Raw genomic sequence first — 19,843 nt, 5'->3', positions numbered from 1 at the left:
CATGACTACAGACGAATCGAACGAACAAACCACAGTAGGCAAGACCACGTTCTACCAGGGTGAAAACCAGACCCACCCACTGTTTCGCATCGAAGCCGGAATTCCCTGCAAAAGCGCCCGGGAGCAATCTTCGGAGTTGATGGGGTACGTGCGGGAGCTGACGATTATCGGGTTGATGGAAGAGAAACCGATGATGATCTGGGCTGCTCACTATCTGAGTGCGCTGGCCAAGGCGCTGATGGATGATGCCGAGCTGGGCATGATGCGCTGATTTGCCTGGCATCCGACATTGGCTCGAAAAGCGCCTACAGCCCCAACCTGATGCAAAAAAGCCCCAGCATCTCTGCCGGGGCTTGAGCTGGGCTCAGAAGCTGTCAGGTGGGCTCTTTTCGAACTTCCACTTGGTCATCTTTTTGGCAGCATGGAAGCTTTTGCAGTTTGCGATGAACTCATTGCGGTCCCATTCCTTGGAGAGGCTCGCCAGGATTTGCTCATAGGTTTCACCCGAGCAATTCGCTTCGTTGGGTTCAGGCACCCTGTCTTCGGCAATGGCTGTAAGGCTCACGGCAACGCCAAGCGCTGCAACCAGACGTGCAAAAGGCACAATGGACATTCACTCACTCCTTTGAATTGACCCGCTCCAGAAGCCCGTTTTACAGGCCCCAAAAACGCAAAAAGCCCTGAATAATCAGGGCTTTGAATATGGCGGAAGCGTAGAGATTCGAACTCTAGGATAGTTGCCCATCGACGGTTTTCAAGACCGTTGCCTTAAACCACTCGGCCACGCTTCCAGCTCGTTTTGCGGCCGCCATAATACCGTAATGAAACACGCTGTCAAACTCTCTGTGTCGCGGGTTGCAGGAGCTCTGATAGACTCCTAGCATCTGAACGTCTGAAACCACAGGTTTTACCAAGGAGTGTCGCCATGCGCGAACAGGATTACGCCGTCCACCACGGCCAGCAGGTCGAGCAGCAGGAGATCAGCAAGGTCCTGCGCAACACGTACAGCCTGCTGGCGCTTACCCTCGCCTTCAGCGGTGTCATGGCATTCGTGGCCCAGCAGATGCGCGTCGGCTACCCGAACATATTTGTGGTATTGATCGGCTTCTACGGGCTGTTCTTCCTGACCAACAAGCTGCGTGATTCGGCTTGGGGCCTGGTGTCCACCTTCGCCCTCACCGGCTTCATGGGCTTCATCCTCGGCCCTATCCTGAACCGCTACCTGGGCATGGCCGGTGGCGCTGAAGTGGTCAGCTCGGCGTTTGCCATGACTGCGCTGGTGTTTGGTGGCCTGTCGGCTTATGTGCTGATCACCCGCAAGGACATGAGCTTCCTCAGCGGCTTCATCACTGCGGGCTTCTTCGTGTTGCTGGGTGCTGTCGTTGCCAGCTTCTTCTTCCAGATCAGCGGCCTGCAACTGGCGATCAGCGCTGGCTTCGTGCTGTTCTCGTCGGTCTGCATCCTGTTCCAGACCAGCGCGATCATTCATGGTGGCGAGCGTAACTACATCATGGCGACCATCAGCCTGTATGTGTCGATCTACAACCTGTTTGTCAGCCTGCTGCAGCTGTTTGGCATCATGGGTCGCGATGACTGATTGATTGCTGTGTGAGAAAGCCCGCTTCGGCGGGCTTTTTTGTGGGTTTTCGAAAGGGGACTGGGGTGCGGGGTGTACGTCAATAGAGGTTCAGTGCCTGATAAATCGAGCGCCGCGCGGGCGGCGCTCGATTTCTGCCTCTCCCTATAACTCAGGGCGGACACCTGCCCCTCACAACCCTGCCAACCGCAATTGCTGACCAAAAAGTCAGATAAACAAGCAAATGCTCGCCGATCATGCCGCCATCGTGCTTTTCTCTACCGCAATTCCTCTTCACCCCGTAGAATGCGCTCCTTTTTTCTTCCGGGGCGGCATTCAGCAATGAGCTCACACGAACACAGCCCAGGCGCAGCGGCGCCTGCCAATGAACTGGTGCTTGGCCTGGAGGACAAGCCACGGCTGCTGATCGGCCTGCTGGCTGCCCTTCAGCATCTGCTGGCGATCATTGTGCCGATCGTTACCCCTGGCCTGCTGATTTGCCAGGCGCTGGGCGTTTCTGCGCGTGATACCAACCTGATCGTTTCCATGTCGCTGGTGATCTCGGGTATCGCCACCTTCGTGCAGTGCAAGCGCTTTGGCCCATTCGGCGCCGGGCTGCTGATCGTGCAGGGCACCAGCTTCAATTTTGTCGGCCCTCTGATTGCGGGCGGCGCGTTGATGGTAAAGCAAGGCACGCCGGTAGAGGGTGTGATGGCAGCCATCTTCGGCGTGGTGATTGCGGGCTCGTTCGTGGAGATGGGGGTGTCGCGCATCCTGCCGTTCGTCAAACGCCTGATCACCCCGCTGGTGACCGGTATCGTCGTGCTGATGATCGGCCTCACCTTGATCAAGGTCGGCCTGATCAGCATGGGCGGCGGCTTCGGCGCCATGGCCAATGGCACCTTTGCCAATGGCGAGAACCTGCTGCTGTCGGGCGTGGTGCTGGCGATCATCGTGATCCTCAACCGCGTGCCGGTGGTGTGGATGCGCAGCTGCGCCATCGTCATCGCCCTGGCGGTTGGCTATGCACTGGCCGGCTACATGGGCCGCCTGGACTTTACCGGCATGCACGAAGCCGCGTTGTTCCAGGTGCCGACGCCGCTGCACTTCGGCCTGGGCTTCTCGTGGGCGCTGTTCATTCCGATGCTGGTGATCTACCTGGTGACTTCGCTGGAAGCCATCGGTGACGTTACCGCCACCAGCAAGGTGTCGCGCCAGCCGGTCGAAGGGCCGGTATGGATGCAGCGGATCAAGGGTGGCGTGCTGGTCAACGGTGCCAACTCGCTGCTGGCCGGTGTGTTCAACACCTTCCCCAGCTCGATCTTTGCCCAGAACAACGGGGTAATTCAGCTGACCGGCATTGCCAGCCGTCACATTGGTCTGTGGATTGCCGTGATGCTGGTGGTGCTGGGGCTGTTCCCTAGCGTTGCCGGGGTGATCCAGGCAGTGCCGGAGCCGGTGCTGGGTGGCGCGGCCATGGTGATGTTCGGGGCGGTTGCGGCTTCGGGGATCAATATTCTGGCCAGCACCCGGCTGGACCGCCGGGCGCTGCTGATCATTGCCGTGTCGTTGGCGCTGGGCCTGGGCGTGGCGCAGGTGCCGGAGTTCCTGGCGCATATGCCGGCGGCGATTCGCAATGTGCTGGAGTCGGGTGTGGCTACCGGGGGGATCTGTGCGCTGGTGCTGAACTGGTTCTTGCCGGAGAGCAAGGAGCAGGCTTGAGTCTTGTGTGCCTCTGACAGGGCCATGGGGCTGCTTTGCAGCCCATCGCGACACAAGGCCGCTCCCACAGGGGTCGCGTAGGGCACACGGATACATAGAAAGCCCGCGCCGCTTGCACAAGCGGGCGCGGGCTTTTTTGCTTTATCATGGCGGCATTCCTTTGCATGAGTTATCCATGAAATTCGCTATCGCAGTGTTCTCACCGGCCCATGCGCCCTCCTCGCGGCGCGCCTTGCGCTACGCCGAGGCAGTGCTGGCCGGCGGGCATGAGATTGCCCGGCTGTTCTTTTACCAGGACGGGGTGCACAGTGCCTCGGCCAACGTGGTCGCGCCCCAGGATGAACTGGACGTGGCAGGCCAATGGCGTACCTTTATCCAGACCAACCAGCTGGACGCCGTGGTGTGCATCGCCGCCGCCCTGCGCCGTGGCGTGCTCGACGAGGCCGAAGCCAACCGTTACCAGCGCCCGGCGGTGAACCTGCCCAAACCTTGGGAACTGTCGGGGCTTGGCCAGCTGCATGAAGCGGCGCAGGTTGCCGACCGCCTTGTCTGCTTTGGAGGCGACTGAAATGACCAAATCCTTGTTGATCATCAGCCGTCAGGCCCCCTGGAATGGCCCATCGGCCCGCGAAGCGCTGGACATCGCCCTGGCCGGCGGGGCCTTCGACCTGCCGCTGGGCATGCTGTTCCTGGACGACGGGGTGTTCCAGCTCGCTCCCGGCCAGCAACCCACCGCCGTGCAACAGAAGAATCTGGCCGCCAACCTGCAGGCGCTGCCGATGTTCGGTGTCGAGGAGCTGTTCGCCTGCAGCCACAGCCTCACCCGCCGCGGCCTGGCAGTCGATGCCCTGGCGCTGCCGGTGCAAGTGCTGGATGACGCGGCCCTTGCCGCGCTGATCGCCCGTTTCGACCAGGTGGTAACGCTCTGATGACAACCCTGCATGTAATTGCCCACTCCCCGTTTGGCGACGAGCGCCTGGCCAGCTGCCTGCGCCTGCTCGGCACCGACGACGCGTTGCTGCTGTGCGGCGATGCGGTGTATGCCCTGCGCAGCGGCAGCGAGCCGCACCGCCAGCTGCAAGCTGCCGGCCTGGCCCAGCGCCTGTTCGCCCTGGACGAGGATGTGCAAGCCCGCGCGGTGGACAACGACCTGGCCAAGGCCGTGGACTACGCCGGGTTTGTCGAACTGTCGCTGCATTACGACAAGGTCAACAGCTGGCTATGAGTACGCTCAACGTTGGCGATCAAGCGATCGCCCTGGACAAGGACGGCTTTCTGGTCGACCTGCAAGACTGGTCCCGCGCCGCCGCCGAGGCTTTGGCCGAGCGCGAGGGTATCCCATTGACGGCGGACCATTGGGAAATCCTCGAACTGCTGCGCCAGTTCTACCAGGAATACCAGCTGTCCCCGGCCACGCGCCCGCTGATCAAGTACACGGCCCTGAAGCTGGGCCCGGAAAAGGGCAACAGCCCGCACCTGAACCGCCTGTTCAATGGCACCCCCGCCAAACTTGCCGCCAAGCTGGCGGGCCTGCCCAAGCCGACCAACTGCATATGACCCAGCCCCTCTTGAATGAAGCTCGTCCCCTCACCCTGGAGACCCCTGCCGAACACCCGTTCGCTGAATTCGTGCGCATTCTTGGCAAAGGCAAGCGCGGCGCGCGCGGCCTGACCCGCGAAGAAGCCCGCGCGGCGATGACCCTGCTGCTGGAAGGCAAGGTCGAAGACACCCAGCTGGGGGCCTTCCTCATGCTGCTGCGCCACAAGGAAGAAAGCGCCGAAGAGCTGGCCGGCTTCACCGAGGCCCTGCGCGCCCACCTGCAGGCACCGCGCATTGCGGTGGACCTGGACTGGCCCACCTACGCCGGCAAGAAGCGCCACCTGCCCTGGTACCTGCTGGCGGCCAAGTGCCTGGCCGGCAATGGCGTGCGCATCCTGATGCACGGCGGCGGCGCACACACTGCCGGGCGCATGTACAGCGAGCAACTGCTCGACCTGCTGCAGATCCCGCTGTGCCGCGACTGGGCCGCCGTCGGCAACGCCCTCGACCAGCACCAGTTGGCGTTCTTCCCGCTGCATGACTGGGCACCGCAGTTGCAGCGCATGATCGACCTGCGCAACACCTTGGGCCTGCGCTCGCCCATCCATTCGCTGGCCCGGGTACTTAACCCGCTGGGCGCACGCTGCGGCCTGCAAAGCATCTTCCACCCTGGCTACCAGGCCGTGCACCGTGAGGCCAGCCGCCTGTTGGGCGACCATGCTGTGGTGATCAAGGGCGATGGCGGCGAGATTGAGGTCAACCCCGATGTCATCAGCCACCTCTACGGCACCACGGCAGGCGAAGCGTGGGACGAAGAGTGGCCAGCGCTGAGCGAGCGCCGCCATGTCAAACCGGGCAGCCTGCAGGCCGAGCACCTGCGCGCGTTCTGGCGCGGTGAAGTGGAAGACAGTTATGGCGAAAAGGCCCTGATCGCGACCATGGCCCTGGCCCTGCGTGGCCTGGGGCAAGACCGCGAGCAGGCATTCGCGACAGCGCAAGGCTATTGGAATACGCGGAATAGATCGATTTAGCCGATAATAGCACCCCGATCTTTGCGCTATTTGTTCGAACGATTTGGCCTAGACTGGGCTCCAACGACAAACAACTTTGTTTCAGGAGCTCACCATGGGCCTTTTGATCGACGGCCGCTGGCACGACCAGTGGTATGAAAACGGCAAGGACGGCACGTTCAAACGCGAAAACGCCCAGCGCCGCAATCAGCTGCCCGCCCCGGAGGCTGGCCGTTACCACCTGTACGTCTCGCTGGCCTGCCCATGGGCCCACCGCACCCTGATCTTGCGTGCCCTGAAAGGCCTTGAGCCATTGATCGATGTGTCGGTGGTCAGCTGGCTGATGCAAGACAATGGCTGGACCTTCGACCAGCAGCAAGGCTCCAGCGGTGACCACCTCGACGGCCTGCAGTACCTGCACCAACGCTATACACAGGATGACCCGCATTACACCGGCCGCGTGACCGTGCCTGTGCTGTGGGACAAGCAAGAGAAACGTATCGTCAACAACGAGTCGTCGGAGATCATCCGCATCTTCAACAGCGCGTTCAACGAATTGACCGGCAATACGCTGGACCTCTACCCCGAGCCACTGCGGCCGACCATCGAGGCATTGAACGAGCGCATTTACCCGGCGGTGAACAATGGCGTGTACCGCGCAGGCTTTGCCACCACGCAAGACGCCTACGAGGGAGCGTTCGACGATGTGTTCAACGAGCTGGATCATCTCGAAGACGTGCTGAGCCGTAACCGCTACCTGGCCGGTGAGTACCTGACCGAGGCCGATGTACGCCTGTTTACCACGCTGGTGCGCTTCGATGCGGTGTACCACGGGCACTTCAAGTGCAACCTGCGCCGCCTCAGTGACTATCACAACCTGTCGAACTGGCTGCGTGAGCTGTACCAGTGGCCGGGGGTGGCGGGGACGGTGGATATGGAGCATATCCAGAAGCACTATTACATGAGCCACAAGACCATCAACCCGACCGGGATCGTGCCTAAGGGGCCTTTGCAGGACTTTGGCTTGCCGCATGATCGGGAGATGTTGGTGGGGAAAGGGATCTGGCAGGCTTGAGATAGCCGGGGCTGCTTTGCAGCCCATTCGCAGCACAAGGCTGCTCCTACAGGAATCACGCAGAGCTTCACGCGATCCCTGTAGGAGCAGCCTTGTGCTGCGAATGGGCCGCAAAGCGGCCCCGACAATTTCAGCTGTTCTGCGAACCTTCGAACCAGGCCAGCTTGTCACGCAACTGCACCACTTCCCCCACAATCACCAGGGTTGGCGCATGCACTTCATGCCGGGCCACCAGCTCTGGCAAGTCCGCCAAAGTACCGGTGAACACCCGCTGGTTACGCGTAGTCCCCTGCTGCACCAACGCCGCCGGGGTACTTGCCGCCCGGCCATGGCGAATCAGCTCGGCACAGATGGTCGGCAAACCGACCAACCCCATGTAGAACACCAACGTCTGCGCCGGCGCCACCAGGTCATTCCACGGCAGGTTGCTGGTGCCATCCTTCAGGTGCCCGGTGACGAAACGCACCGACTGGGCGTAGTCGCGGTGAGTCAGCGGTATACCGCCATAAGCGGAACAGCCACTGGCCGCAGTAATGCCCGGCACCACCTGGAACGGGATGCCATGCTCGGCCAGCTCTTCAATCTCTTCGCCACCCCGGCCGAAGATGAACGGGTCGCCACCCTTCAGGCGCAACACGCGTTTGCCCTGCTTGGCCAGGTCGACCAGCAGGCGGTTGATCTGGTCCTGGGGCACGGAATGGTCAGCACGGCGCTTGCCCACGTAGATGCGCTCGGCATCACGCCGGCACATCTCGATAATGGCAGGCGCCACCAGGCGGTCGTACAGCACCACATCGGCCTGCTGCATCAGGCGCAAGGCGCGGAAGGTGAGCAAGTCCGGGTCGCCCGGGCCAGCACCTACCAGGTACACCTCACCACCCTGCTGCACCGGCGCGCCATCCACCATCGCCTGCAACAGGCGTTCGGCCTCGGCGCCCTGCCCGGCCAGCTGGCGCTCGGCAATCGGCCCCTGGAACACGGTTTCCCAGAAGCCGCGACGCTGGTTGACGTCCGGGTACAAGGTTTTGACCTTGTGCCGGAAACGCGCAGCCAGCCCGGCCAGCTCACCATAGGCCGACGGAATCCAGGCCTCCAGCTTGGCGCGGATCAAACGCGCCAACACCGGGGCGTCACCGCCACTGGATACCGCAATCACCAGTGGTGAACGGTCGACAATCGCCGGGAAGATCACCGTGCACAGGGCCGGGGCATCCACCACGTTGACGGGCAGGCTGAGTGCCTGCGCATCCGCCGACACCTGGGCATTCAGCTCAGGGTCGTCGGTAGCCGCGATCACCAGCCGGCAACCGACCAGGTCGGCTGCCTGATAGCCACGCACCAGCACCTCACCGCCACCTTCCCGGGCCAACGCAGCCAACTGGCCGTCGACCTCCGGCGCCACCACGCGCAGCTCGCTACCGGCATCCGCCAGCAGGCGCGCCTTGCGCAAGGCGATCTCACCGCCACCGACGACCAGCACGCGGCCGCCTTGCAGCTTGTGGAACAGCGGCAGGTAATCCATTTAGCGGATGACCTCGACGCCGCCCATGTACGGCTTCAGCACGTCCGGTACACGGATAGAACCGTCGGCCTGCTGGTAGTTTTCCAGCACGGCAACCAGGGTACGGCCTACGGCCAGGCCGGAGCCGTTGAGGGTGTGCACCAGCTCTGGCTTGCCGGTTTCCGGGTTGCGCCAGCGGGCCTGCATGCGGCGTGCCTGGAAGTCGCCACAGTTGGAGCACGAGCTGATTTCGCGGTACTTGTCCTGGCTCGGTACCCACACTTCCAGGTCGTAGGTTTTCACGGCGCCAAAGCCCATGTCGCCGGTGCACAGGGCCAGCACGCGGTACGGCAGCTCCAGCAGCTGCAGCACGCGCTCGGCGTTGGCGGTCAAGCCTTCCAGGGCTTCCATCGACTTGGCCGGTTCCACCACCTGCACCATCTCGACCTTGTCGAACTGGTGCTGGCGGATCATGCCGCGGGTGTCACGGCCAGAAGCACCGGCTTCACTGCGGAAGCAAGGGGTGTGGGCAACCAGTTTCAGCGGCAGCTGCTTGGCGTCGAGGATTTCACCCGCTACCAGGTTGGTCAGCGACACTTCGGCAGTCGGGATCAGGTAGAAGTCAGCTTCACCTTCGCGGGTGATCTTGAACAGGTCTTCCTCGAACTTCGGCAGCTGGCCAGTGCCCTGCAAGGCAGGCGCTTGCACCAGGTACGGGGTGTAGTGCTCCTCGTAGCCGTGCTCGCCGGTGTGCAGGTTGATCATGAACTGCGCCAGGGCGCGGTGCAGGCGGGCGATCGGGCCACGCAGCACGGCAAAGCGGGCACCAGACAGCTTGGCTGCGGCCTCGAAGTCCAGGCCACCGCTGACTTCGCCGAGGGCGACGTGGTCCTTGATTACGAAGTCAAAGGCGGTCGGCGTACCCCAACGGCGCACTTCGACGTTGTCATCCTCGCTGGCACCGACCGGTACGCTGGCGTCCGGCAGGTTGGGGATGGTCAGCAGGATACCGTCCAGTTCGGCCTGAATGCCGTCCAGCTCGGTCTTGCCGGCAGCCAGTTCGTTGGCCATGCGCTCGACGTCGGCCATCAACGGCGCGATGTCTTCGCCCTTGGCCTTGGCCTGGCCGATGGACTTGGAACGGGCGTTACGCTCGGCCTGCAGTTGCTCGGTACGGGTCTGCACCGCCTTGCGGCGCTCTTCCAGTGATTCGATGCGCGCGACATCCAGGCTGAAGCCACGGGAGGCCAGGCGTTGCGCCACTTCCTGAAGTTGGCCGCGTAACAGTTTGGAATCGAGCATATCGTTCTCTCGTTATAGGTAGGTGTTGGTTCAGAATCGGGTCAAAGACAGGCCGGCCCAGGTCGCGAGCAGCCCGCCCACCACGCTGATACTGGTATAGCCCAAGGCAAGGGGCACTTGCCCGCTTTCCATCAGGCGCACGGTATCGAGCGAGAAAGAGGAAAAGGTTGTAAGGCCTCCGAGGAAGCCGACAATCAGGCCAGCGCGCAGCTCGACCGGCGCCAGCGGCTTGTGCAAGAACAAGCCGTACAGCAGGCCGATCAGCAGGCAGCCAACCAGGTTGACCGCCAGCGTACCGACATAGAAGTGCCGTGGCCAGTGGGCCGCGACCCAGTTGGCGGTGGCAAAGCGCAACAAGGTGCCGGCGATACCGCCCGCGCTCACCGCGGCAACCAGGGCAATCACGGTTTTCTCCGCTGCCGGGGGCTGTTGCGGTCCAGGTCGGCCAGGTGGCGCAGCTTCTCGCCAATCTTCAGCTCCAGGCCACGGGGCACCGGCTGGTAGTACTGGCGGGGTTCCAGCTCATCGGGAAAGTAATCCTCACCGGCAGCGTAGGCGTCGGGCTCGTCGTGGGCATAGCGGTACTCGTCGCCGTAGCCCAGTTGTTTCATCAGCTTGGTCGGGGCGTTGCGCAAGTGCAACGGCACCTCCAGCGAGCCATGCTCGGCCGCTTCGCGCAGGGCAGTCTTGAAGCCCATGTACACCGCGTTGCTCTTCGGCGCACAGGCCAGGTAGGTGATGGCCTGTGCCACCGCCAGTTCGCCCTCGGGGCTGCCCAGGCGCTCCTGCACGTCCCAGGCTGCCAGGCACAGGCTGAGCGCGCGCGGGTCGGCGTTGCCGATGTCCTCGCTGGCCATGCGCACCACACGGCGGGCGATGTACAAAGGGTCGCAACCGCCGTCGAGCATGCGGGCAAACCAGTACAGGGCGCCATCGGGGTTGGACCCACGCACCGACTTGTGCAGCGCGGAAATCTGGTCGTAGAACGCCTCGCCGCCCTTGTCGAAGCGACGGCGGCTGTCACCCAGCAGGCTCTGCAGCATCTCGACGTCGATCTCGCTGCCGTCTTCCGCCAGGTCCGAAGCGTTCTCGAGAAAGTTGAGCATGCGCCGGCCATCGCCGTCAGCGGCGGCCATCAGCATCTTGAAGGCGTCGTCGCCCACCCGCAGGTTGCGCTTGCCCAGGCCACGCTCTTCGGTCAACGCACGGTTGACCAGCTTGCGCAGGGCCGCCTCGTCCAGGCTCTTGAGCACATACACCCGCGCCCGCGACAGCAGCGCGTTGTTCAGTTCGAACGACGGGTTCTCGGTGGTGGCGCCGATGAACAGCAGGGTGCCGTCTTCCACATAGGGCAAAAAGGCATCCTGCTGCGACTTGTTGAAGCGGTGCACTTCGTCAACGAACAGGATGGTGCGCCGGCCATACTGGCCCGCCTGCTGCTTGGCCACTTCCACGGCCTGGCGAATCTCTTTCACCCCGGCCAGCACCGCAGACACGGTTTCGAAGTGCGCATCGCAGAACTGCGCCAGCAGCCGCGCCAGGGTGGTCTTGCCCACCCCAGGCGGCCCCCAGAAGATCATCGAGTGCAGCGCGCCCTGCTCCAGCGCCTCACGCAGCGGTTTGCCGCGTGCCAGCAGGTGCTCCTGGCCGACGTATTCGTCCAGGTTGGACGGGCGCAGGCGGGCGGCCAGGGGCTGGGCAACGGGTTCGCTTCGAAACAGGTCCATGACGAGCTCCGGTTACTCCTTGATCACGTCCGCGCCCTTGGGGATGTCGAACTTGAACTTGCTGTCCGGCACCGCCTGGTTGGCCTTGACGCCATTGAACAGGATATTGGTGCGCTGGCCGACGCTGTCGATCAGCTGCATGTCATTGATCAGGCCTTTGCGGAACGACACGCGCAGCGAGTCGAACAGGGTGTCCTTGGTCTTCGGCTTGAGGGTGAAGTCCATGACTTCGCCCTGCTCTTTCGAGGTGATGTCGAAACTCTGGCTGATCTTCGACACGTCACCGGACAATAGCAGTGCCGGGGTCTGGTTCAGGCGCACGTCGAGCTTCTTGACGGTGGCCTGTTCCAGGTCCGGGTCCCACAGGGTAACCATCTTGCCATCAGACACCACCACCTGCTCCTGCGGCGCATTGGTGTGCCAGTAGAACAGGCCGGGGCGCTTGACGGTCATCTGGCCAGCGGTTTCCTGCAGGCTGGCGCCGTCGGCACCCAAGGTCAATTGAGAGAAATTGGCCTCGATGGTCTGCGACTTTTCAAGCAGCTGGGTCAGGCGTTGTACATCTTGCTCACCGGCAAAAGCCGAAACGCTGCCCAGAGCAAGGGCAGAAACCAACAGCATGCGAATCGCGCGCATGGTAATCCTCATTGAGCATTGAAAAGGCCGGGCGCCACCGTTGGCGCCCGGCAAGGTATTCATCAGTCGCGCGGGCCGCCCGGGGCAATCACTTCCCGCGAGCCGTTGCTGTTCATCGGGGTGACCACGCCAGCCATTTCCATGGCTTCGATCATGCGGGCGGCGCGGTTGTAGCCGATCTTCAGCTTGCGTTGCACGGCCGAGATCGACGCACGGCGGCTTTCCAGCACGAATTGCACGGCCTCATCATACAGGGCGTCGCTTTCCGAATCATCGCCATCGCCACCACCGCCGCCGCCTTCAAAGCCGCTGCCGGCCTCTTCCACGCCGTTGAGGATGTCGTCGTTGTAGTCCGGCGCGCCGCGCAGCTTCCACGCTTCCACCACGCGGTGCACTTCGTCGTCGGAGACGAACGCACCATGCACCCGGATCGGCAGGCTGGTACCCGGCGGCATGTACAGCATGTCACCGTGGCCCAGCAGCTGCTCGGCGCCACCTTGGTCGATGATGGTGCGCGAGTCGATCTTGCTCGACACCTGGAACGCCATGCGGGTCGGGATGTTGGCCTTGATCAAGCCGGTGATCACGTCCACCGACGGGCGCTGGGTGGCAAGAATCAGGTGGATACCGGCCGCCCGCGCCTTCTGCGCGATACGGGCAATCAGCTCTTCGACCTTCTTGCCGACAATCATCATCATGTCGGCGAATTCGTCGACCACCACCACGATGGTGGGCAGGGTTTTCAGTGCAGGCGGCTCGTCGTCCATGCTCTCGCGGCGGTACAGCGGGTCATGGATGATCTCGCCGGCTTCCTGGGCATCCTTGATCTTGCGGTTGAAGCCGCCAAGGTTACGCACGCCCATGGCCGCCATCAGCTTGTAGCGCCGCTCCATCTCGGCCACGCTCCAGCGCAGGGCGTTGGCAGCGTCCTTCATGTCGGTAACCACCGGGCAGAGCAAATGCGGGATGCCTTCGTAGATCGACAGCTCGAGCATTTTCGGGTCGATCATGATCAGCCGCGCGTCTTCCGGGCCAGACTTGAACAGGATCGACAGGATCATCGCGTTCACACCCACCGATTTACCGGAGCCGGTGGTACCGGCCACCAGCAGGTGTGGCATCTTGGCCAGGTCGGTGATCACCGGCTTGCCGCCGATGTCGTGGCCCAGGGCCAAGGTGACCGGCGATTTCTGCTCCTCGAACTGCGGCGTGGCCAGCACTTCGGAGAAGCGCACCATCTGCCGGTTTTCGTTGGGGATCTCGATACCCACGGTGGTCTTGCCAGGGATTACCTCCACCACTCGCACGCTGGTCACGGCCAGCGAACGCGCCAGGTCCTTGGCCAGGTTGGCGATGCGGCTGACCTTCACGCCAGCGGCCGGCTGGATTTCATAACGGGTAATCACCGGGCCTGGGTGGATCGAGTCCACCGCCACTTCAACGCCGAATTCCTTGAGCTTGATTTCCAGCAACTGGCCGACACTGGCCAGGGATTCTGGCGAGTACTCGATCTTTTTCTGCTCGGCAGGGTCGAGGATGGAGATCGACGGCAGGGTGCCTTCAACGGCGCTGTCGACAAACAGCGGCGCCTGCTTCTCCTTCATCACCCGCTTGCTCGGCTCCGGCGCCCTGGCTGCTGCCGGTGGCACAATCGTCGGGGCCGCAGGCTGCTCGCGGGATACCACGGGTTCACGCGGCACTACCGGCTCGCGCGGCACCACGGGCTCACGTGCCAGGGTCGGCTCGCGTGGCGCAACAGGCTGGGCGGGCGCTTCTTCACGCTTGAAGATCCGCTCGCGCAATGCCGGCTTGGCAGGCTCGCGCTTGTCGGCGGCCGTTGGCGGTGCCTTGAACACCGGCTCGTCCTCACGCAGCTGCGCCTCCAGGCGTTTGCGCTCGTTGCGCGCCTCCCACCAGCGGTTGGCAGCGCCCTGCACCAACTCGAACAGGTCAAGGGTGATCTTGCCGGTCAGGTCCATCACCTTGAACCACGACAAATCGGTGAACACGGTCAGGCCGAACAGGAACAGGGCAATGAACATCAGCGTGCTGCCCTGCACGTTCAGCAGGTTGCGCGCCAGCTCGCCAAGGCTTTCGCCCAGCGCGCCACCGGCGGAAAACGGCATGCTCGCCGGCGGATGGAAGTGAATATGCGCCAGCGCTGCACCGGACAGCACCAGGAACACCAAGCCGATCAGACGCCAGGAGAACAGCCAGCCGCTCCAGTCCCAGGGCTGATGGCGCTCACGGAAGATCTGCCAGGTCTTGACCGCCAGCAACAGCGGGAAGATGTAGGCGAAGTAACCCAGCACCATGAACAGGATGTCGGCGAAGTAGGCACCGGCTCGCCCGGCGGCGTTCTGCACCTGGTCGACGTTGCTGGTGTGGCTGAAGCCTGGGTCGGAGGTGTCGTAGGTCAGCAGCGCCATCCACAGGTACAGGCACAGGGCGCCGATCGCGATCAACGCACCTTCCTTGAGGCGGTAATGCAGCTGCTGCCGCCACAGGGGCACAGGCAAAGGAGCTGGGGTTGCGGTGGATTTCTTCAAAACGCGTCTATTCCTGCGCGTGGTGCGCGTCCAATAGTGATCGGCCAGCTGTGCGGCCAATGAACCACTACTTTTAACATTACTGCCCGCCAGCCGCCATGGCGGCACGCCGCATGGGGGGTTTGCCGGGGGCGACTTTCACATGGCTGCAATTTGAGCATGCATTTTCTTTTGTGACAAAGGCTTATGCTGTGTTTTTGCACAGGTGTGACCGCAAATGTAGCGGATGGTGCCGGCGTTTTCATGAATGTGCAGGAAATTGCCCAGAATTGCCGAAACTGCACTGCCTCTCTGTAGGAGCAGCCTTGTGCTGCGAAGAGGCCGGCAAGGCCATGAATCTGCTGTGGCAGCACCGGCCTCTTCGCAGCGCAAGGCTGCTCCTACAAACTGCAACGCTGGCGTTGAGGCAGCCAAAGAGATTGACCCTGCTTTTCACCCGCGCCATGCTGCCCTCTCCCCTCCCCCACCGCACGATAGACCATGCTCACCTGGCTGACCCGCGACTCGCTGACCTTCCCGCCCTTGGAAAAGGCCCTGCACGATCCCAACGGGCTGCTTGCCGCTGGCGGCGACCTGAGCCCCGAGCGCCTGGTGCAGGCCTACCGCCATGGCTGCTTCCCGTGGTACCAGGACGGCCAGCCGATCCTGTGGTGGTCACCCGACCCGCGCACGGTGCTGCTGCCCGACCAACTCCATGTTTCCCGCTCGCTGGCCAAGCTGATGCGCCAGGGCCGCTACCAGGTCAGCTTCGACACCGACTTTGCCGCCGTCATCGCTGCCTGCGCTGCACCACGCGACTACGCCGACGGCACCTGGATCACCGACACCATGCGCAACGCCTACTGCGAACTGCACCGCCGTGGCATCGCGCATTCGGTGGAGGTACGCCAGGACGGCGAGCTGGTCGGCGGCCTGTACGGCCTGGCCATGGGCCAGCTGTTCTTCGGCGAATCAATGTTCAGCCGCGCCGACAACGCCTCCAAGGTTGGCTTCGTGACCCTGATCAACCACCTGCGCGAAGCCGGCTTCGTGCTGATCGACTGCCAGATGCCCACCAACCACCTGCACAGCCTGGGCGCCCATGCCATCAGCCGCGCCGAGTTCGCCGGCTACCTGGCACGCCACCTCGACCAGCCCAACAGCGCAACGTGGGTTGCCTAGGCGAGTTGCCATAGCTGGCTTACACTTAAAACAAAGTCTCACCGAAGGGGTTGATCATGACAGAGTTGGCGCGGTTGAAGTTTTATGCCACTCAGCCCCACTCCTGCAGCTACCTGCCTGACGAGCAGGCGACCACACTGTTCCTCGACCCCAGCCAGCCGATGGACGTGAACGTGTACGCGGACCTGTCGGAAATGGGCTTTCGGCGCAGTGGCGACCACCTGTACCGCCCCCACTGCCAGAACTGCAACGCCTGTGTGCCGGCGCGCATCCCGGCGGCGCGCTTCATTCCCAACCGCCAGCAACGGCGCATTCTCAAGCGCAACGCCGACCTCACCGTGAGCGCCGCGCGCCCGACGTTCAAGGAGGAGTACTTCGAGTTGTACCGGCGCTATATCGAAACGCGCCACGCCGACGGTGACATGTACCCGCCCAGCCGCGACCAGTTTTCTACCTTTCTGGTGCGCGACCTGCCGTTCTGCTGGTTCTACGAGTTCCGCCTGGAAGGCCGGTTGCTGGCGGTGGCAGTGTGCGACCTGCTGCCCAATGGCCTGTCGGCGGTGTACACCTTCTACGAGCCGGACGAGGAGCGACGCAGCCTTGGCCGCTTCGCCATCCTCTGGCAGATCACCGAGGCCGTGCGCCAGGGCCTGGAGGCGGTTTACCTGGGCTACTGGATCAAGAACTGCAAGAAAATGAACTACAAGACGCAGTATCGGCCCATCGAGTTGCTGATAAACCAGCGCTGGGTCACCCTCAACTGAAAGCATTGGCTTGACACGCAGATTTCCGGCATAATCGGCGCCACTTTTTTGCCCGGTGCGGATATGCGTCGGGCTAACACTGGATCCGAGGGCTCAACTGCATGTCGAAAGAAGACAGCTTCGAAATGGAAGGTACTGTCGTCGACACCCTGCCCAACACCATGTTCCGCGTGGAGTTGGAAAACGGGCACGTCGTAACCGCGCACATCTCCGGAAAGATGCGCAAAAACTACATCCGTATTCTCACTGGCGACAAGGTCCGCGTCGAGCTGACGCCGTACGACCTGAGCAAGGGCCGCATCACTTACCGTGCGCGCTAAGCTCCAGCCATGAAAAAGCCCGGCCATGTGCCGGGCTTTTTTGTGCCTGTCAGCTTGCAAAGGGCTGCTTTGCAGCCCATTCGCAGCACAAGGCTGCTCCTACAAGGAATTGGGTAACCCTTGCAGGAGCAGCCTTGTGCTGCGAATGGGCCGCAAAGCGGCCCCACTATCACGCAACCTCAGCCGTGGTCTCGAAGTCGAACACCAGTTCGCCATCTCGCAGGTCGATGTGCACCACCCCGCCATGCTCGGCCAGCTCGCCAAACAGGATCTCCTCGGCCAATGGCCGCTTGATCTTGTCCTGGATCAGCCGCGCCATCGGCCGCGCACCCATCTGCACGTCGTAGCCCGACGCCGCCAACCAGCCGCGGGCGTCATCGCTGACTTCCAGCAGCACACGCTTGTCTTCCAGCTGGGCCTGCAGTTCGATAAGGAACTTGTCGACGATGCTCTTGATCGTCTCGTGGCTCAGGCGGCCAAACTGGATGATGGTATCCAGGCGGTTGCGGAACTCTGGCGTGAAGCTCTTGCGGATGACTTCCATGGCATCGGACGCATGGTCCTGGTGGGTGAAGCCGATCGAGGCCCGTGCCGCGGTTTCCGCGCCAGCGTTGGTGGTCATGATCAGGATCACGTTACGGAAGTCGGCCTTGCGCCCGTTGTTGTCGGTGAGGGTACCGTGGTCCATCACCTGCAGCAGCAGGTTGAAGACTTCCGGGTGGGCCTTCTCGATTTCATCGAGCAGCAGTACACAGTGCGGTTGCTTGGTGATCGCCTCGGTCAGCAAACCACCCTGGTCAAAGCCAACGTAACCAGGAGGTGCACCGATCAGGCGCGACACCGTGTGGCGCTCCATGTACTCGGACATGTCGAAACGCACCAGCTCCACGCCCAGTGCCTTGGCCAGCTGCCGCGCCGCTTCGGTCTTGCCGACGCCGGTAGGGCCGGCGAACAGGAACGAACCGACAGGCTTGTCGGGCGCTTTGAGGCCGGCGCGGGACAGCTTGATGGCGGTAGCCAGCGAATCGATCGCCTGATCCTGGCCGAATACGGTCAGCTTCAGGTCACGCTCGAGGTTACGCAGCAGCTCCTTGTCGGAACTGCTGACATGCTTGGGCGGAATGCGGGCAATCTTGGCAACGATGTCCTCGACCTGCGGCACGTCGATGCGCTTGACCCGGTTGGCCTCCGGCTGCAGGCGCTGGTAGGCACCGGCTTCGTCGATCACATCGATGGCCTTGTCCGGCATGTGCCGGTCATTGATGTAGCGCGAGGCCAGTTCGGCGGCGGCGCGCAGGGCTTCGTCGCTGTACTCGATGTTGTGGTGGCTCTCGAAGCGGCCTTTCAGGCCGCGCAGGATACCCACGGTGTCTTCGACCGACGGCTCGCTGACATCCACCTTCTGGAAACGCCGAGCCAGGGCACGATCTTTCTCGAAGATGCCACGGAACTCCTGGAAGGTGGTCGAGCCAATGCAACGGATCTCACCCGACGACAGCAACGGCTTGAGCAGGTTGGAGGCATCCATCACCCCGCCCGACGCCGCGCCGGCGCCAATGATGGTGTGGATTTCGTCGATGAACAGGATCGCCTGCGGGCGCTTGCGCAGCTCACCGAGCAGCGCCTTGAAGCGCTTCTCGAAGTCGCCGCGGTACTTGGTACCGGCCAGCAGCGCGCCAAGGTCGAGGGAGTACACGACACTCTGCGCCAGCAGGTCGGGCACCTGGCCATCGACAATGCGCTTGGCCAGGCCTTCGGCGATGGCCGTCTTGCCCACGCCAGCCTCACCCACCAGCAGCGGGTTGTTCTTGCGCCGACGGGCAAGGATTTGCGCCACGCGCTCAACTTCCTGCTCGCGGCCTACCAGCGGGTCGATACGGCCGGCACGGGCCAGCTCGTTCAAGTTGCTGGCATAGGCGTCCAGCGGGTTGCTCGAAGAGGAGGTTTCACCGCCCTCATCGTCCTGCATTTCCTGGTCGCTATCAGACTGCGAGCCATGCCCCGGCACCTTGGAGATGCCATGGGCGATGTAGTTGACCACGTCGATGCGGGCTACGCTCTGCTGCTTGAGCAGGAACACGGCCTGGCTTTCCTGTTCGCTGAAGATCGCCACCAGCACGTTGGCGCCGGTCACTTCGCGCTTGCCAGAGCTCTGTACGTGGAACACGGCACGCTGCAGTACGCGCTGGAAACCCAGGGTCGGCTGGGTTTCACGGTCTTCATCGTTGACAGGAATCAACGGCGTGGTGGAATCGATGAACTCTTGCAGGTCGTGCTTGAGCTTGTCGAGATTGGCGCCACAGGCGCGCAGAACGGTCGCGGCAGCCTCATTGTCAAGGAGTGCCAGCAGCAGATGTTCGACGGTCATGAACTCATGACGTTTCGAACGGGCCTCCTTGAAGGCCAGATTGAGGGTGACTTCGAGCTCGCGGTTTAACATAGCTTCACCTCATACCCAAGTGGTCGGCGATTAACCGTCCTTCTCGATTTCACAGAGTAGCGGATGCTGGCTTTCCCTGGCGTATTGGTTGACCTGCATAGCCTTTGTTTCGGCGATGTCACGGGTAAACAATCCGCACACTGCCCGCCCTTCTGTATGGACGGTCAGCATGATCTTGGTCGCCAGCTCGCGGTTCAGACTGAAGAACGTCTCGAGCACTTCGACGACGAAATCCATTGGCGTGTAGTCATCGTTGAACAAAACCACCTTGTACATCGGTGGCGCCTGCAGGATCGGCTTGGCTTCCTGGACTGCAAGACCCGAGCCGTCGTCCTCATTCGTTTGCGGGCGATCCTGATTGAATGTTAGTCGAATCTCACTAGGTGCATGCATGGAAAGAATTTCATCATGAGCGTCAGGTTAAGGTTGTGGGTTGACGGCATAGGCCACGGCCGGCGCAGGCGCCGGGCGACCTTGACTATCGGCAAAACGGTGTTACAACCAATAAGAACCCACCGTGG

The 19,843-nt window shown here is 62.5% G+C and carries 21 protein-coding genes and 1 tRNA gene; 12 read left to right on the top strand and 10 right to left on the bottom strand.

What is annotated here, in order from left to right; translation table 11 throughout:
• Position 1: 1 nt before the first annotated feature.
• Positions 2-271 (top strand): DUF3077 domain-containing protein, encoded by a 270-nt coding sequence (locus SB765_RS11625; protein ID WP_019471965.1) that lies wholly within the window; start codon positions 2-4, stop codon positions 269-271.
• Positions 272-364: 93 nt separating this feature from the next.
• On the opposite strand, the gene trbK is transcribed toward SB765_RS11625, so the two are convergent.
• Together trbK and SB765_RS11615 are read right to left on the bottom strand one after the other, a co-directional pair.
• The gene (trbK, locus tag SB765_RS11620) at positions 365-613 is read right to left on the bottom strand and encodes an entry exclusion lipoprotein TrbK (RefSeq protein WP_016498870.1); all 249 of its coding nucleotides are present in this window, start codon (positions 611-613) and stop codon (positions 365-367) included.
• A 90-nt stretch (positions 614-703) separates the two neighbouring features.
• Positions 704-791 (bottom strand) — tRNA-Ser (locus SB765_RS11615).
• A 134-nt stretch (positions 792-925) separates the two neighbouring features.
• On the opposite strand from SB765_RS11615, the gene SB765_RS11610 reads away from it, so the two are divergent.
• The 8 genes from SB765_RS11610 (at position 926) to SB765_RS11575 (ending at position 6,922) form a co-directional block, all read left to right on the top strand.
• Positions 926-1,597, top strand: a complete 672-nt coding sequence (locus tag SB765_RS11610; protein WP_019471940.1) for a Bax inhibitor-1/YccA family protein — start codon at positions 926-928, stop codon at positions 1,595-1,597.
• A gap of 321 nt (positions 1,598-1,918) precedes the next feature.
• On the top strand, positions 1,919-3,298 hold the full coding sequence (locus SB765_RS11605; RefSeq protein ID WP_410931355.1) for a nucleobase:cation symporter-2 family protein: 1,380 nt from the start codon (positions 1,919-1,921) through the stop codon (positions 3,296-3,298).
• A gap of 175 nt (positions 3,299-3,473) precedes the next feature.
• Positions 3,474-3,866 carry a sulfurtransferase complex subunit TusD gene (tusD, locus tag SB765_RS11600; RefSeq protein WP_410931354.1) on the top strand — a complete coding sequence of 131 codons (393 nt, stop codon included), beginning with the start codon at positions 3,474-3,476 and terminating at the stop codon, positions 3,864-3,866.
• 1 nt (position 3,867) lies between these two features.
• Positions 3,868-4,227, top strand: coding sequence for a sulfurtransferase complex subunit TusC (tusC, locus tag SB765_RS11595; RefSeq protein ID WP_410931353.1), 360 nt, complete (start codon positions 3,868-3,870; stop codon positions 4,225-4,227).
• Positions 4,227-4,523, top strand: coding sequence for a sulfurtransferase complex subunit TusB (gene tusB, locus SB765_RS11590; protein ID WP_016498866.1), 297 nt, complete (start codon positions 4,227-4,229; stop codon positions 4,521-4,523). Before tusC ends, tusB begins: the two co-directional genes overlap by 1 nt.
• The gene (locus SB765_RS11585) at positions 4,520-4,855 is read left to right on the top strand and encodes a TusE/DsrC/DsvC family sulfur relay protein (protein WP_016488112.1); all 336 of its coding nucleotides are present in this window, start codon (positions 4,520-4,522) and stop codon (positions 4,853-4,855) included. Before tusB ends, SB765_RS11585 begins: the two co-directional genes overlap by 4 nt.
• Positions 4,856-4,866: 11 nt before the next feature.
• Positions 4,867-5,868 (top strand): glycosyl transferase family protein, encoded by a 1,002-nt coding sequence (locus tag SB765_RS11580; RefSeq protein WP_410931417.1) that lies wholly within the window; start codon positions 4,867-4,869, stop codon positions 5,866-5,868.
• A gap of 94 nt (positions 5,869-5,962) precedes the next feature.
• Positions 5,963-6,922, top strand: coding sequence for a glutathione S-transferase family protein (locus SB765_RS11575; protein WP_410931352.1), 960 nt, complete (start codon positions 5,963-5,965; stop codon positions 6,920-6,922).
• Between the two features lie 130 nt (positions 6,923-7,052).
• On the opposite strand, the gene cysG is transcribed toward SB765_RS11575, so the two are convergent.
• The 6 genes from cysG to SB765_RS11545 all read right to left on the bottom strand — a co-directional run bounded on the left by cysG (position 7,053) and on the right by SB765_RS11545 (position 14,685).
• Positions 7,053-8,444: a siroheme synthase CysG gene (gene cysG / locus SB765_RS11570; RefSeq protein WP_341796238.1), complete on the bottom strand. Its 1,392-nt coding sequence runs from the start codon at positions 8,442-8,444 to the stop codon at positions 7,053-7,055.
• The gene (serS, locus tag SB765_RS11565) at positions 8,445-9,725 is read right to left on the bottom strand and encodes a serine--tRNA ligase (protein ID WP_102689951.1); all 1,281 of its coding nucleotides are present in this window, start codon (positions 9,723-9,725) and stop codon (positions 8,445-8,447) included.
• Positions 9,726-9,755: 30 nt separating this feature from the next.
• Positions 9,756-10,130 (bottom strand): fluoride efflux transporter CrcB, encoded by a 375-nt coding sequence (gene crcB, locus SB765_RS11560; RefSeq protein ID WP_410931351.1) that lies wholly within the window; start codon positions 10,128-10,130, stop codon positions 9,756-9,758.
• Positions 10,127-11,452, bottom strand: a complete 1,326-nt coding sequence (locus tag SB765_RS11555; RefSeq protein WP_028613325.1) for a replication-associated recombination protein A — start codon at positions 11,450-11,452, stop codon at positions 10,127-10,129. Before SB765_RS11555 ends, crcB begins: the two co-directional genes overlap by 4 nt.
• A gap of 12 nt (positions 11,453-11,464) precedes the next feature.
• On the bottom strand, positions 11,465-12,088 hold the full coding sequence (gene lolA / locus SB765_RS11550) for an outer membrane lipoprotein chaperone LolA (protein WP_410931350.1): 624 nt from the start codon (positions 12,086-12,088) through the stop codon (positions 11,465-11,467).
• Positions 12,089-12,150: 62 nt separating this feature from the next.
• Positions 12,151-14,685 (bottom strand): DNA translocase FtsK, encoded by a 2,535-nt coding sequence (locus tag SB765_RS11545; RefSeq protein WP_410931416.1) that lies wholly within the window; start codon positions 14,683-14,685, stop codon positions 12,151-12,153.
• Between the two features lie 432 nt (positions 14,686-15,117).
• Between SB765_RS11545 and aat the strand changes: the two genes are divergently transcribed.
• The 3 genes from aat (at position 15,118) to infA (ending at position 16,882) form a co-directional block, all read left to right on the top strand.
• Entirely contained in the window at positions 15,118-15,798 is a 681-nt protein-coding gene (aat, locus tag SB765_RS11540; protein WP_410931349.1) for a leucyl/phenylalanyl-tRNA--protein transferase, read from the top strand.
• A gap of 56 nt (positions 15,799-15,854) precedes the next feature.
• Positions 15,855-16,562: an arginyltransferase gene (locus SB765_RS11535; RefSeq protein ID WP_341796242.1), complete on the top strand. Its 708-nt coding sequence runs from the start codon at positions 15,855-15,857 to the stop codon at positions 16,560-16,562.
• 101 nt (positions 16,563-16,663) lie between these two features.
• Positions 16,664-16,882 carry a translation initiation factor IF-1 gene (gene infA / locus SB765_RS11530; RefSeq protein WP_002553999.1) on the top strand — a complete coding sequence of 73 codons (219 nt, stop codon included), beginning with the start codon at positions 16,664-16,666 and terminating at the stop codon, positions 16,880-16,882.
• A gap of 169 nt (positions 16,883-17,051) precedes the next feature.
• Here the strand turns inward: infA and clpA are convergent, their stop codons facing one another.
• Entirely contained in the window at positions 17,052-19,322 is a 2,271-nt protein-coding gene (clpA, locus tag SB765_RS11525) for an ATP-dependent Clp protease ATP-binding subunit ClpA (RefSeq protein ID WP_410931348.1), read from the bottom strand.
• 30 nt (positions 19,323-19,352) lie between these two features.
• The gene (gene clpS, locus SB765_RS11520; protein ID WP_016488124.1) at positions 19,353-19,715 is read right to left on the bottom strand and encodes an ATP-dependent Clp protease adapter ClpS; all 363 of its coding nucleotides are present in this window, start codon (positions 19,713-19,715) and stop codon (positions 19,353-19,355) included.
• Positions 19,716-19,843 lie beyond the last annotated feature (128 nt).

It is taken from the genome of Pseudomonas sp. SIMBA_067 (assembly GCF_046534675.1).
GTDB classification, from domain to species: domain Bacteria; phylum Pseudomonadota; class Gammaproteobacteria; order Pseudomonadales; family Pseudomonadaceae; genus Aquipseudomonas; species Aquipseudomonas putida.
The sequence above is the reverse complement of the archived record's forward strand: the minus strand, read 5'-3'. Positions and strand labels throughout refer to the sequence as shown.